This window comes from Pseudomonas azerbaijanoccidentalis, assembly GCF_019145495.1.
GTDB lineage: Bacteria > Pseudomonadota > Gammaproteobacteria > Pseudomonadales > Pseudomonadaceae > Aquipseudomonas > Aquipseudomonas azerbaijanoccidentalis.
The window spans coordinates 56,619-70,397 of the sequence record NZ_JAHSTU010000002.1; the positions used below are offsets into that span (position 1 = coordinate 56,619).

12 protein-coding genes, 2 tRNA genes and 1 pseudogene are annotated in these 13,779 nt (G+C 58.5%); 6 read left to right on the plus strand and 9 right to left on the minus strand.

The features are described from left to right. Positions 1–97: 97 nt before the first annotated feature. Entirely contained in the window at positions 98–613 is a 516-nt protein-coding gene (locus KVG88_RS06780) for a DUF2062 domain-containing protein (RefSeq protein WP_150705357.1), read from the plus strand. 560 nt (positions 614–1,173) lie between these two features. Here the strand turns inward: KVG88_RS06780 and KVG88_RS06785 are convergent. From KVG88_RS06785 to KVG88_RS06800, 4 genes are all read right to left on the minus strand, one after another. After that, entirely contained in the window at positions 1,174–1,953 is a 780-nt protein-coding gene (locus tag KVG88_RS06785) for an ABC transporter permease (RefSeq protein ID WP_150705358.1), read from the minus strand. Then, the gene (locus tag KVG88_RS06790) at positions 1,950–2,882 is read right to left on the minus strand and encodes an ABC transporter ATP-binding protein (protein WP_217870926.1); all 933 of its coding nucleotides are present in this window, start codon (positions 2,880–2,882) and stop codon (positions 1,950–1,952) included. Before KVG88_RS06790 ends, KVG88_RS06785 begins: the two co-directional genes overlap by 4 nt. 132 nt (positions 2,883–3,014) lie before the next feature. After that, on the minus strand, positions 3,015–3,638 hold the full coding sequence (locus tag KVG88_RS06795; RefSeq protein ID WP_217870927.1) for a glutathione S-transferase family protein: 624 nt from the start codon (positions 3,636–3,638) through the stop codon (positions 3,015–3,017). A gap of 43 nt (positions 3,639–3,681) precedes the next feature. Then, positions 3,682–4,341, minus strand: coding sequence for a transglutaminase-like domain-containing protein (locus KVG88_RS06800; RefSeq protein WP_217870928.1), 660 nt, complete (start codon positions 4,339–4,341; stop codon positions 3,682–3,684). Positions 4,342–4,589: 248 nt separating this feature from the next. Between KVG88_RS06800 and KVG88_RS06805 the strand changes: the two genes are divergently transcribed. Both KVG88_RS06805 and KVG88_RS06810 read left to right on the plus strand, forming a co-directional pair. Continuing rightward, a complete protein-coding gene (locus KVG88_RS06805; RefSeq protein WP_217870929.1) occupies positions 4,590–7,037 on the plus strand; it encodes an acyl-CoA dehydrogenase in 2,448 nt (815 codons plus the stop codon). Positions 7,038–7,120: 83 nt separating this feature from the next. After that, positions 7,121–7,528 carry a PA2817 family protein gene (locus KVG88_RS06810; RefSeq protein ID WP_150705363.1) on the plus strand — a complete coding sequence of 136 codons (408 nt, stop codon included), beginning with the start codon at positions 7,121–7,123 and terminating at the stop codon, positions 7,526–7,528. Positions 7,529–7,685: 157 nt separating this feature from the next. On the opposite strand, the gene KVG88_RS06815 is transcribed toward KVG88_RS06810, so the two are convergent. After that, complete coding sequence (locus tag KVG88_RS06815) at positions 7,686–8,684, minus strand: LysR family transcriptional regulator (protein ID WP_150704676.1); 999 nt, start codon at positions 8,682–8,684, stop codon at positions 7,686–7,688. A gap of 91 nt (positions 8,685–8,775) precedes the next feature. On the opposite strand from KVG88_RS06815, the gene KVG88_RS06820 reads away from it, so the two are divergent. Continuing rightward, positions 8,776–9,402: an alanyl-tRNA editing protein gene (locus KVG88_RS06820; protein ID WP_150704675.1), complete on the plus strand. Its 627-nt coding sequence runs from the start codon at positions 8,776–8,778 to the stop codon at positions 9,400–9,402. Between the two features lie 59 nt (positions 9,403–9,461). Beyond that, positions 9,462–10,100 (plus strand): LysE family translocator, encoded by a 639-nt coding sequence (locus KVG88_RS06825; RefSeq protein ID WP_217870930.1) that lies wholly within the window; start codon positions 9,462–9,464, stop codon positions 10,098–10,100. 114 nt (positions 10,101–10,214) lie between these two features. On the opposite strand, the gene KVG88_RS06830 is transcribed toward KVG88_RS06825, so the two are convergent. Continuing rightward, positions 10,215–10,290 (minus strand) — tRNA-Gly (locus tag KVG88_RS06830). A gap of 2 nt (positions 10,291–10,292) precedes the next feature. Further along, a tRNA-Glu gene (locus KVG88_RS06835) sits at positions 10,293–10,368 on the minus strand. 386 nt (positions 10,369–10,754) lie between these two features. On the opposite strand from KVG88_RS06835, the gene KVG88_RS06840 reads away from it, so the two are divergent. Then, on the plus strand, positions 10,755–11,513 hold the full coding sequence (locus tag KVG88_RS06840) for a hypothetical protein (protein ID WP_217870931.1): 759 nt from the start codon (positions 10,755–10,757) through the stop codon (positions 11,511–11,513). Between the two features lie 213 nt (positions 11,514–11,726). On the opposite strand, the gene KVG88_RS31305 is transcribed toward KVG88_RS06840, so the two are convergent. Then, positions 11,727–12,608: a methyl-accepting chemotaxis protein gene (locus tag KVG88_RS31305; RefSeq protein ID WP_437179941.1), complete on the minus strand. Its 882-nt coding sequence runs from the start codon at positions 12,606–12,608 to the stop codon at positions 11,727–11,729. Between the two features lie 24 nt (positions 12,609–12,632). After that, a pseudogene (locus KVG88_RS31310) lies at positions 12,633–13,691 on the minus strand (methyl-accepting chemotaxis protein); the annotation flags it as partial. Positions 13,692–13,779: the final 88 nt, after the last annotated feature.

The window sequence follows — 13,779 nt, forward strand, 5'->3', positions numbered from 1 at the left end:
CCGGGCGCACGGTCGTCGTTATCAATTGTCACAAAGTCTGAATGGGCGCTTCATAGAATCCAGACATACTTGCCGCCTTGACCGACCGAGAAGCCTTATGCCCCGGCGATTATTCAAACGTTACATGCCAGACCCGACCAGCATCAGGGAACACAAATCCTTACGCTTTCTCGGCAAACTGCTGCATGACCCGAACCTCTGGCACCTCAATCGCCACTCCGTCGCACGGGCCATGGCGGTGGGTTTGTTCGCGGCATTCCTGCCCATTCCCTTGCAGATGTTACTGGCCGCTGCCCTGGCCATCGTGGTGCGCGGCAACATGCCGATAGCCGTGAGCCTGGTCTGGCTGACCAATCCGATCACCATGCCAGCGGTGTTCTTTTGCACTTATCAGACGGGGGCGTGGTTGTTGGACGTTCCTGCACGGCATTTGCCGGATGAGTTGACCTGGGAATGGATCAGCGGCGAGCTCTCGACCTTGTGGCAGCCGTTTTTGCTGGGGTCGGTGGTGACGGGGTTGGTGTTGGGGGCTTTGGCTTATTGTCTGGTGATGATGTATTGGCGGTGGTGGGTGGCGCGGCAGTGGCGGCGGCGTAAGCAGAGTCGGATGTGATTGGCGGTTTTTGGGGTTTTGATTGTGTACATATCCGTTGCTGCGGCAACGGCTGCTAAGGGTTCCGCCCTTACGGCGGGTCACTTGGAAGAGCGGAACGCCGCCCGGCCCCAAGTAACCAAGGGCTCTTGCCCCTTGCGTTCGGTGCCTCGCTGTGGCTCGGCATGCCCTCGCTCCGGTCCTACTCCGTGGGCCCGCGAGGCGGCCTACCGGCCGGCCTGACTCTTGAGGCATGCGCGCTTCTCTGTAGGAGCTGTCGAGTGCAACGAGGCTGCGATCTTTTGATGTGATCGCCTCCGCAAGATCAAGTCGGTTGTCAGGCCGCCATCGCGGGCAAGCCCGCTCCCACAGGTATCGAGGACAGCTGCAAAATCTCGGTCGGCTGTCAAGTTGTCATCGCCAGCAGGCTGGCTCCCACAGAAGAGCAAAGCCGCGTACTCCTCAGCTTTTCACCACTCCACAGGCCGAGCGTTAGCTCGCCTGCCGCTCTTGATCCACCCTCCCCCTCGGCAGGGGTTCATCCGGGGGTGGGCGCGTAGCGCCGTGCGGCGAAGCCATGATCAGGTCCGCATCCCCCGCCCACTCACCAACAACCGCGCACAACCAAAATACAAAACCACCGTCGCCACCACCATAAAGGCAATCGCCACACTGATCCGAATATCCGACACCCCAAGAATGCCGTAACGGAAGGCGTTAACCATGTGCAACACAGGGTTGGCCAGCGACACGGTCTGCCAGAACGGCGGCAGCAACGTGATCGAATAAAACACCCCGCCCAGATAGGTCAACGGCGTCAGCACAAACGTCGGGATGATCGAAATGTCATCGAAGTTGCGCGCAAACACAGCGTTGATGAAACCCAACAGCGAGAAAATCGTCGCCGTCAGCACCACCACCAACACAGTCACCCCCAGGTGATGCACCTGCAAATGAGTGAAGAACAACGACAACAACGTCACGATGATCCCGACCATCAACCCGCGCAGCACGCCGCCCAGGGTGTAGCCGATCAGAATGGTGTGCGGTGAAACCGGCGAGACCATCAGTTCTTCGATGGAGCGCTGGAACTTGCTGCCAAAGAAACTCGAAACCACGTTGCCGTAGGAGTTGGTGATCACCGACATCATGATCAGCCCCGGCACGATGTACTCCATGTAAGTGAAGCCACCCATGTCGCCGATCTGCCGACCGATCAGGTTGCCGAAAATCACGAAGTACAGAACCATCGTAATGGCCGGCGGCAGCAGGGTCTGCGGCCAGATCCGGGTAAAGCGCCGGACTTCACGGTAAACGATGGTGTTGAGGGCAACGAGGTTGGGTTGCAGCTCGGAACTCATACCGCCACCTTCGACAGATTTTTCTCCACCAGGGACACGAACAGCTCCTCAAGGCGATTGGTTTTATTGCGCAGGCTCAGCACTTCAATGTTTTGCTGCGCAAGCTGAGTGAACAACGCGGTGATCCCCATGGACTTGTCGACCTGGACTTCCAGGGTATGGCCATCGAGCAACCGTGATGGATAGCCGAGCAATTGCGGTGGCGCGCTCAGGCTGTTCTTCAAGTCCAGCAGGAAGGTCTCGACGTGTAGTTGGCCGAGCAACTGCTTCATGCTGGTGTTCTCGACAATGGTGCCGTGGTCGATGATGCCGATGTTGCGGCACAACTGTTCAGCCTCTTCCAGATAGTGCGTGGTGAGGATGATGGTGATGCCTTTCTGGTTCAGTTCGGTGAGGAAGGTCCACATCGAGCGACGCAGCTCGATGTCCACGCCGGCAGTCGGTTCGTCGAGGATCAACAGACGCGGTTCGTGAACCAGCGCACGGGCGATCATCAAGCGGCGCTTCATGCCGCCGGACAGCGAACGCGACGGCACATCGCGCTTGTCCCACAAACCGAGCTGGGTCAGGTATTGCTCGGCGCGCTCCTTGGCCACTTTCGGCGGGATGCCGTAGTAACCAGCCTGGGTCACGACAATGTCGAAGGTCTTTTCAAACTGATTGAAATTGAATTCCTGCGGCACCACGCCGATGGAGCGCTTGAGCTGCGCAGGATTCTTGTCCAGGTCGTGACCGAAGATATTCACCGTACCGCTGGTCTTGTTCACCAGGGTCGAAAGAATGCCGATGGTCGTGGATTTGCCGGCGCCGTTGGGGCCGAGCAAGGCGAAGAAGTCACCTTCGGCGACATCCAGATCGATACCACTCAAGGCCTGGAAACCGTTGCCGTAGGTTTTGGTTAGCTGCCGGATGGACAGAGCGGAACTCATATCGGATTACGCACCAAGAAGGGAAGAAAGAGATAAATATGGGCGGGCGGCGAGCAATGCAACCGCGGCGCACGAGCGCAATGGTGCTTGTCGCCGCCACACAAGTACAGTCAAGTGTGTCGATAGTGAGTATTAAGTCAACGCGGTCATAACCGCTTTCTGATAGGCCGGACGCTGTTTCAACCGCGCGTACCAGGCCTGAAGATGTGGCAACGGCGCACGCTCGATCGGCATCTCGAACCAGGCATAAATAAAACTGCCCAGTGGAATGTCGCCCATGCCGATCTCGTCGCCCGACAGGTACGGTTTGGTCGCCAACGCCTGATCGGCCATTGCCAGCAGGCCTTCGCATTCTTTGATTGCTGCCTTAATCGCAGGCCAATCCTGCTGATCGGCCGGAGTGCGTAGCACGCCCCAGAACACGGTGCGGAACGGGCTGGCGAAACTGGAGGTGGTCCAGTCCATCCATTTGTCAGCGGTGGCGCGCGCTTGCAGGTCCGACGGATACCACGCGGTATCCGCCGCATGTCTGGCCATCAGGTAACGCACGATGGCGTTGGATTCCCACAACACAAAACCGTCGTCTTCAATCACCGGAACGCGCCCATTGGGGTTCATGGCGCGGTATTCGGGCGTATCGACAACACCAAAGGCACCACCGGCATCGATGGCTTCATAAGCCAGCCCCAACTCCTCGGCGGCCCACAATGGTTTTCTGACATTCGATGAATTTTTCCGACCCCAGATCTTCAGCATGACCGCCTCTCGATTGATGAATGCGCAGGCAGCATACGCCGGATCAGGCGCGACTCAAATCGCTCTGCATGTCGCCCAACAGTGGCGACAGTTGTTCGCCGAACAGATGCGGATAGCACTTTTCCAGGTGCTCGAAAAAGAACGCCTCAGGCACATCGGCAAACTGGCCGTGATCGACGAGGTACTCCATCAGCTTCTCGCCATGGCGATTGAACGGGTGGAAAACACTGTCGTTGATGCCATCGAATTCCAGCGGCGCCACATTGAACAGCTCGCAAAGTTTCTGGTTGAACGCGGGGGTCGCTTTGACCCAGCGATCCTGCAGATAGAACTCGGTGTAGCCGTGCATGGCGAACATGTCGCTCTTGAGCAGTTCGAGCAGGCGCGGCGTCGACAAATGATTGCGCACGTCCGCCAGGCCGATCCGCGCCGGGATGCCGCAATGTCGCGCGGCTCCGGCGAGCAACGTGGCTTTGGGTACGCAGTAACTCTCCCCCGTGGCCAGCGCGTAGCTGCCGCACAGGGTCTGCGGGTCGCGGCTGAAGGTGTAGGGGTTGTAGCGCACCGCTTCGCGCACGGCATAGTAGAGGCTGATCGCTTGCTCGATCGGATCGCGACTGCTGCCACGGTGTTTTTCGGCGAACTCCACCACCGAGGGGTGGTCACTATCGATGAAGCGGCCGGGGCTCAGATACTCGTGCATGCGCGAAATCTCCTGGGGAAGCCTCGAGTCTAACGAGAGGTTCAGCACAGAGATAACGACGTTTCGGCCAAACATGGGCGCTTAGCCGCCCGTTCAATGAACGTTTTCCCAGGCCTGTTGCCAACCGGACCTACAGAAATCATCCGGGATTTCCCACGATTTCAATCACCTCGCTCCGACCACCCCGTTTTGCGGATGCCGTCTAAGCTCTGTGGGTTGGCTCGCCCTGGTTTCACGGAGGATTAAATATGCTGCTGTTGTGGATACTGGTTCTGGTTGTCGGGATCGCTTATTTAGCCCACCGTCGCATCTCGCCCCTGCCTGCCCTGGGCATCGTGGCTGTCTACCTGCTGGCTATGGGCATCTTCAGTCACGCGCCGGGTTGGTTGCTGGTGATTTTCTGGGTGTTGCTCGCTGTGGTGGCTGCACCATTATTACTGCCGGACCTGCGTCGCAAATTCTTCAGCGCGCCGATGTTCAACTGGTTCCAGAAAACCCTGCCGCCCATGTCGCAAACCGAGCGCGACGCCATTGAAGCGGGCACCGTGTGGTGGGATGGCGAGCTGTTCAGCGGTCGTCCGGACTGGAACAAACTGCTGTCCTATCCCAAGGCGCAATTGAGCGAAGAGGAACAGGCCTTCATCGACGGTCCGACTGAAGAGCTGTGCGCCATGGTCAGTGACTATCAGATCGGTCAAACCATGGACCTGCCGGCCGAGGCCTGGGCGTACATCAAGGAACACGGTTTTTTTGCCCTGATCATTCCCAAGGAATTTGGCGGCAAGGGCTTCTCGGCGTATGCCCACTCGCAAGTGGCGATGAAACTGGCCAGCCACAGCGGCGACCTCGCGTCCACCGTGATGGTCCCCAACTCCCTCGGCCCGGCTGAACTGCTGCTGCACTACGGCACCGACGAACAACGCAACCACTACCTGCCACGCCTGGCACGCGGCGACGAAATCCCGTGCTTCGCCCTCACCGGCCCCTTGGCCGGCTCCGATGCTGGCGGCATGCCCGACACCGGGGTGATCTGCAAAGGTGAATGGGAAGGTCAGGAAACCCTCGGTCTGCGCCTGAACTGGGAAAAGCGCTACATCACGCTCGGCCCGGTGGCCACCCTCCTCGGCCTCGCCTTCAAGGCGTACGACCCGGATCATCTGCTGGGCGATAAAGAGGACCTGGGCATCAGCCTGGCGCTGATTCCGACCGACATCCCCGGCGTGGAAATCGGTCGTCGTCACCTGCCACTGGGCGCAGCGTTCATGAACGGCCCTAACTCCGGCAAAGACGTCTTCATCCCGCTGGAGTTCCTCATCGGGGGCCAGGAAATGCTCGGCAAAGGCTGGATGATGCTGATGAATTGCCTGTCGGTCGGACGTTCGATTTCCCTTCCCGCCGTTGGCACCGGCATGGCCAAGTTCACCAGCCTGGTGACGGGCCAGTACGCGCAGATTCGCGAACAGTTCAACGTGCCGATTGCGGCATTTGAAGGCATTCAGGAATCCATGGCCCGCATCGGCGGCAACGCCTGGATGATGGATGCCGCGCGGATGCTGACCGCCAATGCGGTGGATCTGGGCGAAAAACCTTCGGTGCTGTCGGCGATTCTCAAGTACCACCTCACCGAGCGGGGCCGCGAGTGCATCAGCCACGCCATGGATGTGCATGGCGGCAAGGCAATCATTCAAGGACCGAACAATTACCTCGCGCGTAAATGGTGTGGCGCGCCGATTTTCATCACCGTGGAAGGCGCAAACATCCTTTCGCGCAACTTGATGATCTTCGGTCAGGGCGCCATTCGCTGCCACCCTTTCGTGCTCAAGGAAATGGCCTTGGCCACCCGTGAGGACAAGGATCAGGCCCTGACCGAGTTCGATGGCCTGCTGCTCAAACACATCGGTTTTGCCGTCAGCAATGCCGCTAGCACGCTGGTGCTGAACCTCGGTTTTGGCCACCTGGAACATACGCCGGGCGACAAGCTCAGCCAGGGTTACTTCCGTGCCCTCAACCGTCAGGCTGCCGCATTCGCGCTGCTTGCCGATCTGAGCATGATGCTGCTGGGCGGCGAATTGAAACGTCGCGAACGCCTGTCGGCCCGCCTGGGCGACGTGCTTAGCAACATGTACCTGGCCAGCGCCGCGCTCAAACGCTACAACGACCTTGACGCGCCGGAGTACATGGAGCCGCTGTTTACCTGGGCCATGGAAGAAAGCCTTGGCCAGGCCGAACGGGCCATGGATGAATTGCTCAACAACTTCCCGAACAAAGTGCTGGCGTGTCTGTTGCGGGTGATCGTGTTCCCGTTTGGCCGCCGCCACAAAGGGCCTTCCGACAAGCTAGGCGCACAAGTGGCGGCGATTATCGGTCGGGCCAAAGGTGACCCGGCACTGGAGGAATTGCTCCTCGGTTGCTACCGCCCTCAGTCCGAGGAAGATCCGGTCGGCGCCCTGCAACATGCCAGCAATCTGACGGGCGCTGCACAAGCCCTGCAGAAAAAACTGCATGTGGCGCTCAAGAGCGGTCAAGTCAAACCGGTCGCCGGTGAACATGTGATCGATGCGGCGCTGGAGGCCGGCGTACTGCAACCGGTGGAAGCGCAAACCCTGCGGGAAGCTGAAGCAGCGAGACGCAAGGTGATCGATGTCGATGACTTCGACAAAGAGGAGCTGGCGATAGCACCCGGGAAGGTCCGCTGATCAAACCGACCCTGTACACCATGTAAAAACGGGCGCGGGGGCTTTATACTCCCGCGCCCGTTTTGCTCTTGAGGACTTATCTCGTGTCCAACATCGTTGCCGATCATCTCGTATTGCTCGACCACCTGCGCAGCATCCTGGTCGCCGTAGGTGAGGCCGAACAAGTTCCCGACGAAAGCCATGCCTTGTTCCTGGAGCGCTTCGACGAACTGCTTGCACTGCTGCCGGTCGACCCGATCGAAAGTCAGTACCTGGGCCAGGACATCCTGTGCCAGGTGATCACCCGTTACCCGCAAATCGCCCACCTGGTCCCGCGCGACCTGCTGTGGTACTTCGCCGGCGACTGCCTGCACTACATGCCCGATGATGAAATCGACCTGTATCAGGCGCTGGAAGAACGTCGCTTCGAAGCTGAACAGAACGACGAACCGTTCGACTGGAACCAGGAAAAGCAGTTGCTGGCGATGTCCAACCAGGACAGCAAGCACTGATCTGAACGTTGTAATGCAAAGAGGCCCGCATGGTTGAACATGCGGGCCTTTTTTGTATTTCCGGGCAGATCGAAAGATCGCAGCCTTCGGCAGCTCCTACCTTGAAATACGTGCTTCCTGTAGGAGCTGCCGAAGGCTGCGATCTTTTGATCTTTATTCAAAACAATCCGTCACTCTCGGGCAACTCATACTCCGATACCGCCGTCATCAGGCTGCCCGACTTGCCGGGCTTGCCCAACGTCGGCTCCTTCGCCAGGCACTCCACCAAATAATCAATCAACACCCGTATTTTCGGCGGCAAGTATCGGGTCGGCGAATGCAGCAACCAGGCACCTCCGTGGTAGGACGCCAGAAAGGTCCAATCCGGCAACACTTGCACCATCAGTCCTTTCTCCAACGCGCGACGCGCGGTGAAATACGGCAGGCTGCCAATACCGATGTGCTGCAACACTGCGCCAAACCGCACGCCCGTGTGATTGGCGGCGTATCGACCACGCACGCCAACAGTGACCGACTTGCTGCCCTTTTTGAATTTCCAACGTGCATCGCTCGGGGTTTCGCCCAGATAAATGCAGCTGTGGTTGAGCAGGTCGTGGGGATGCGTCGGCGTGCCATGCTCGGCCAGATACTGCGGTGTGGCGCAGAGCAAATGGTCGATGGTCAGCAACTGGCGCCCCACCAACCCCGCCGGCGGTCGATCGGTGATGCGAATCGCCAGGTCGACGTGATCGTCGATCAAGTCCACCTGACGATCCTCAAGCAACAGTTCCACATCGACTTTGGGATACCGGCGCAAAAACTCCGGCATGTGTGGATGAATCACAATCCGGCCCACCGCTTTCGGCACACTGAGGCGCACCACGCCCTCGGGCTCATCGGTGAACTGACCACTGATTTCCATCACCGAGCGGGCGGCGTTGACCATCTCCTGGCAGCGCTTGAAGACCTCTTCGCCACCATCGCTCAAACGCAGCTTGCGCGTGGTGCGTTGCAGCAGACGCGTGGCCAGCGCTTTCTCCAGCCGCGAGATACTGCGACTGACCGCCGAGGGTGAAGAGCCCAATTGGCGTGCCGCTTCGGAGAAACTGCCGGTCTCGACGACCTTGACGAAAATCGCCATTTCACCCAGCAGCGGCAGTGGAAGATTTATGCTCACAACGCAACAGTCCTTTGATGTTTGAACGGATTATCACGCTATTCCACCCTTCATATAATAAAAAATAGAAATTTAAATTTGGGCATGGACTATGACGCTTCGCCTTTTTTTCCATAGTGATGACCTCAAGGCCAACGTGGAAGTCCTGGACTGCACACCCCACGAGAGCGAATTCGCTGTGGTGCTGCGCGCAACACTGTTTCACCCTCAGGGCGGAGGGCAACCCTTCGATACTGGCTGGATCGGCGAAAGCCGAGTACTGCGCGTCGTTCAGGATCCGGACCGGATCATCCATTTCGTCGACCGCCCGGTAAAAATCGGCATGACCCAGATCCACATCGACGAAGAGCGCCGCCAGTTCAATACGCGGATGCATTCAGCCGGCCACCTGATCGGTCATTTTGTCCAGGCCATGGGCTGGATGCCGATCAAGGCGCATCACTGGCCAGGCGAAGGAAGGGTGCAATTCAAGCCAACGGAATCGGCCCGGGAAGTTGAAACGCAAACCCTGCAACAAGGCATTGAGCAGTGGATCACCGATGATCTGCCACGCCTGATTTCACTGCGCGAAGGCGCTCGGGAAATCGGCTTCGGCGAACTGCCCGCCTACGGTTGCGGAGGCACGCATGTACGTAGCCTGAAGGATCTGGGCGCGGTCAAGATCGAATCCCTTTCGCAAAAGAAAGGGACGCTGTCCGTTCACTACCACGTGGACTGAGCCTTTCGTTCTTTGTCGGCTATCGCGGCACCGCTTCCCCCTGACCTTCTGGAGTTGAGATGCTTTCAAATTACCTGGGCGAGTTTCTGGCGCTGGCGATCATCCACTTTCTCGCCGTGGTCGCCCCCGGCCCGGACTTCGCCGTAACCATCCGTCAAAGCGTGCGTTTCGGCCGCTGGGTAGGGATCTGCACAGCACTGGGCATCGGCGCGGGCATTTCCGTGCATGTGCTGTACACCGTGCTTGGCGTAGGCGCATTGATGCATACCACACCGTGGCTATTAACAGTGGCCAAAGTCGTGGGCGGCGCCTACATCCTGTATTTGGGTGTGACCCTGGTGCGCAGCCAACCGAAATCAGTACTGGAGGGCGATAAAGCCACTGAAGAGCCGATTATCGAGCAAACGTTGCTGAAGGCCTTCACCACCGGTTTTCTGACCAACGCCACCAACCCGAAGGCCACACTGTTTTTCCTGGCGATTTTCACCACCCTCATCAGCGCCACGACACCGCTGAAGGTTCAGGCGCTTTACGGCGTGTGGATGTGCTTTGTAAACGCCCTGTGGTTTGTGATCGTGGCGTTGTTCTTTTCCAGCCCCAAGGTCAGGTTGTTGTTCATGCGCATGGGCCACTGGTTCGAACGCAGCATGGGCGTGATCCTGATTTTGTTTGCCGGGCGATTGATGCTGTCGATGTAAAAGCGCAGGACATGAAAAGGCCCGCTCAGTCAGACTGGCGGGCCTTTTTATTTGTCGCGTACAAATCACGCGCAAACAAAAACGCCGCTCAATGAGCGGCGTTTTTGTTAAATATGGAGCGGGAAACGAGACTCGAACTCGCGACCCCGACCTTGGCAAGGTCGTGCTCTACCAACTGAGCTATTCCCGCATTGGCGTCCCCTAGGGGACTCGAACCCCTGTTACCGCCGTGAAAGGGCGGTGTCCTAGGCCACTAGACGAAGGGGACACACTACAACATTCACTCCCTGCTTCGTTTCGCTGTGTGCTTTACGCTGCAAGTGGCGCGCATTCTATGGATGGATTGAGAGGTCGTCAACCCCCTGATATAAATTTATTTAAATCAATGACTTCGCCCTGCTTTCCAGCCTCAATCCGGATTTTCCGTCGCCCGGCGTTTGACGCCTATATTCTGACACTCGCCAAGGCGTTATAGTCGGCGACATCAGTGATGGCAATCAGCCTTATAGGTGCCAGCATTTATGTAAGCAGACTGCGGCCGATACAGATAGAGCCACATCGATCCAGCTCGTCGAGCAGCCCTAGGCGCTTATATAGCAAGCCACTACACTCGCACGCGAACCCTAAAAAGAGGTCTTACCGGTGACACCACTCATGATCACCCTGCTCGTCGTAGCCGGGATCGCATTATTGATCGCCATTGGCTACATCAACCATGTGGTGGAAAACAACAAGCTGGAAAGGGCCCGTACCAAGGTTGAACTTAACGATCGCCTGCGTCGTTGCGGTGAGATCACCGAGACCTTCCCCGGTCAGCTGATGACACCCGCGCTCAAGCTGCTGATTACCCGTTTGGAACTGAACGTGTGTCAGCGTCTGCTGAACCTGGAAAAAACCAGCTCTAACCTCAAGGCACGGATTTCCGAGCTGGAGGCATTGGTGGCACAAGGCGAATCGATCCCGGTCAACAACCCGCCGGCGCCGATCCAGACCGAAGCCAAGGCCAAGGACGTGCGCTTTCTGCTTGAGGCCTTGCACGGCCAGATCACCCGCGCCGCCCAGGACGGCTTCCTGCCGCCCAATGAAGCCAAGCGCTGGGTCCGCGAAGTCCGCCATATTCTGGTGCTGCTGCACATCGAGTTCTTCAACAACCTCGGCCAGCACTCGCTGCAACAGAATCAACCCGGCCAAGCGCGGCTGGCGTTCGAGCGCGGCGTGCAGTATCTGCGCAAACAGCAGGAGCCGCAGATCTACGCCGAACAATTGGAATACCTGGAAAAACTCCTGGCCCGCGCCAACGCCCAAGTCATGGACCGCATCGCCCCGGTAGACGGCGAAGTGAACCAACTGACCGAAGGCCTCAAGGACGTCGAAGCGGATGCGGACTGGAAGAAGAAAGTGATCTACGACTGATCAGCGACAAAAGAGAAAGCCACCGGGAGGTGGCTTTTTTTTGTGCTGGATTTAGAGGCTGTATACATCCGAGGGAAATACGTCGGCTTTCAGGCCGTCATCGCCGGCAGGCTGGCTAGTTCCTTTTTGGCGTTTGAAAAAGGGACTCGCCGTAAGGGCGAAACCATAAGCAGCCGTTACCGCAGCAACGGATATGTACCCAATCAAAAAAACTCAAAGCCTGAAATGCCCCACCATCCCCTTCAGCTCAACCCCCAACTGCGCCAACTCGATACTCGATGCCGCATTGCCCTGCATCGCCACCGACGACTGATCGGCGCTGGCACGAATACTCGTGACGCTGCGATTGATCTCCTCGGCCACCGAACTCTGCTCCTCGGCCGCCGCCGCGATCTGCTGGTTCATCTGCTGAATCAGCGATACCGCCGCCGCGATACTGCCCAGCGCACTTTCAGTTTGCAGGGCATCGCTGACCGCCAGTTTCACCAGTTCGCCGCTGCTCTGGATCTGCTGCACCGACGCCTGCGCCGCTGTGCGCAAGGCGCTGACCAGCCGTTCGATTTCCTCGGTTGATTGCTGAGTGCGCTTGGCCAAGGCTCGCACTTCGTCGGCCACCACCGCAAAGCCCCTGCCCTGCTCGCCGGCACGCGCAGCTTCAATGGCCGCATTGAGCGCCAGCAGGTTGGTCTGCTCTGCCACACTCTTGATCACGCCGAGCACCGTGCCGATGTTCTGGATTTCTGCACTCAGGCTTTCGATGCTGGAACTGGCCGAATTGGCCGAGTCGGCCAGTTGCTCGATCCGCGCCATGCTTTGGCGCACCACGTGCTGGCCGCTCTCGACTTTGCCGTCCGCCGTTTGCGCAGCCTGGGCAGCCTCTTCTGCATTACGCGCAACGTCGTGAACGGTGGCGGTCATCTGGTTCATCGCCGTGGCCACCTGCTCGGTTTCTTCTTTCTGACTGCTGACTTCAAGATTGGTCTGCTCGGTCACCGCTGACAGCGATTGCGCCGAGGTTGCCAGTTGCTCGATACCCGCCTGCAAACCGCTGACAATCTGGCTAAGCCCCGCGCCCATTTGCTGCATGGCCTGCATCAGCTGGCCAATCTCATCGCGGCGGGTGACTTCGACGGTCCCGCTTAGATCCCCCGAGGCGATCTGCTGCGCTACACGGATCACGCTGCGCAACGGTGCCACGATCAACCGGGTAATCACCCAGGCGGCGATCAAACCGACCAGCAACGCCAGAGCCGAAGAGCCGATGATCAGCAGCGAGTTCTTTTGCAGTTCCGTTTGCATCGATTGATCTTCGGCGCCGTACGCCTGATCCACCCGCTCCACCACTTGGCCTGCACGTTGATGCAGTTGCAGATAAACGGTTTTTTCCTGCTCCAGCAAACCGGTGTATTCGGCAAGCTTGTCATTGAAGCTGGCTATATGACCGGTCACTTCATTGAGCACCGTTTGATAGCCCTCATCCTTGACCGTGGTTTTCAGCTGCTCGGCCTGGGTCAGCGCCTGGCTGGCCTGCTCGATCTTGCCCTGCCCGGCGCTGTCATCACCCTTGCGACTCTGGTCCAGACGCACGCGCGCTTCGTTCATGGCTTGCAGCATCAGGCGTGAAACCTGGCTGACCTGGTTGGCTTGCTCGATGAATTGTGCGCCGTCCTTGCCTTCGGAATCCTTCAGGGTATAGGCCCCGTCATCGGCAAGTCCGGCCTGCAATACGTCCAGGTTATTGGCGACGCTGGACACCGACCAACTGGCCATTTCCAGTGCCAGGTCCTTCGCCTGACTGAGCGAGACAAACTCGTCAAACGCCTTGCGATACGCCGCCAGGGACTGCTCGACGTCGGTCATCACCGGCACATTGGCTGCCGACGCAGCCTTGAGCTGATTCGCCAGCGCGACCAGACCGCCCACGCCTTCACGCAGGGCATCGGCGGTTTTCGGGTTGCCATGCAAGGCGTACTCCTGCTCCAGCAGGCGCACCTTGAGCAAACCGCTGTTGAGCGATGACATCTGCTTGAGCCCGTCGAAACGCTGGCTGATGGTTTGCAGAGACCAGACGCCGATGGCCGCCACCACAGCAGTCAACAGCAGCACGAGCACAAACCCCACACCCAGTTTCTTTGCCATACCGAGGTTGGCAAAACGTCCTTGCACGGCCGAAATCATTGCGCGTAGTCCCCTGCCATAGTCTATAGACGCAGATTCGCAACGGGCCTCTACCAACACAAGTCTCTGGCGTCGGAATAATGGCAAA

Coding starts and splice junctions, on each gene's coding strand:
- KVG88_RS06795 (WP_217870927.1), bottom strand. CDS start 3,638: ATGCTGAAGATCTGGGGTCGGAAAAATTCATCGAATGTCAGAAAACCA.
- KVG88_RS06790 (WP_217870926.1), bottom strand. CDS start 2,882: ATGAGTTCCGCTCTGTCCATCCGGCAGCTAACCAAAACCTACGGCAAC.
- KVG88_RS06800 (WP_217870928.1), bottom strand. CDS start 4,341: ATGCACGAGTATCTGAGCCCCGGCCGCTTCATCGATAGTGACCACCCC.
- KVG88_RS06840 (WP_217870931.1), top strand. CDS start 10,755: ATGATCACCCTGCTCGTCGTAGCCGGGATCGCATTATTGATCGCCATT.
- KVG88_RS06805 (WP_217870929.1), top strand. CDS start 4,590: ATGCTGCTGTTGTGGATACTGGTTCTGGTTGTCGGGATCGCTTATTTA.
- KVG88_RS06785 (WP_150705358.1), bottom strand. CDS start 1,953: ATGAGTTCCGAGCTGCAACCCAACCTCGTTGCCCTCAACACCATCGTT.
- KVG88_RS06780 (WP_150705357.1), top strand. CDS start 98: ATGCCCCGGCGATTATTCAAACGTTACATGCCAGACCCGACCAGCATC.
- KVG88_RS31305 (WP_437179941.1), bottom strand. CDS start 12,608: ATGCAGGCCATGCAGCAAATGGGCGCGGGGCTTAGCCAGATTGTCAGC.
- KVG88_RS06825 (WP_217870930.1), top strand. CDS start 9,462: ATGCTTTCAAATTACCTGGGCGAGTTTCTGGCGCTGGCGATCATCCAC.
- KVG88_RS06820 (WP_150704675.1), top strand. CDS start 8,776: ATGACGCTTCGCCTTTTTTTCCATAGTGATGACCTCAAGGCCAACGTG.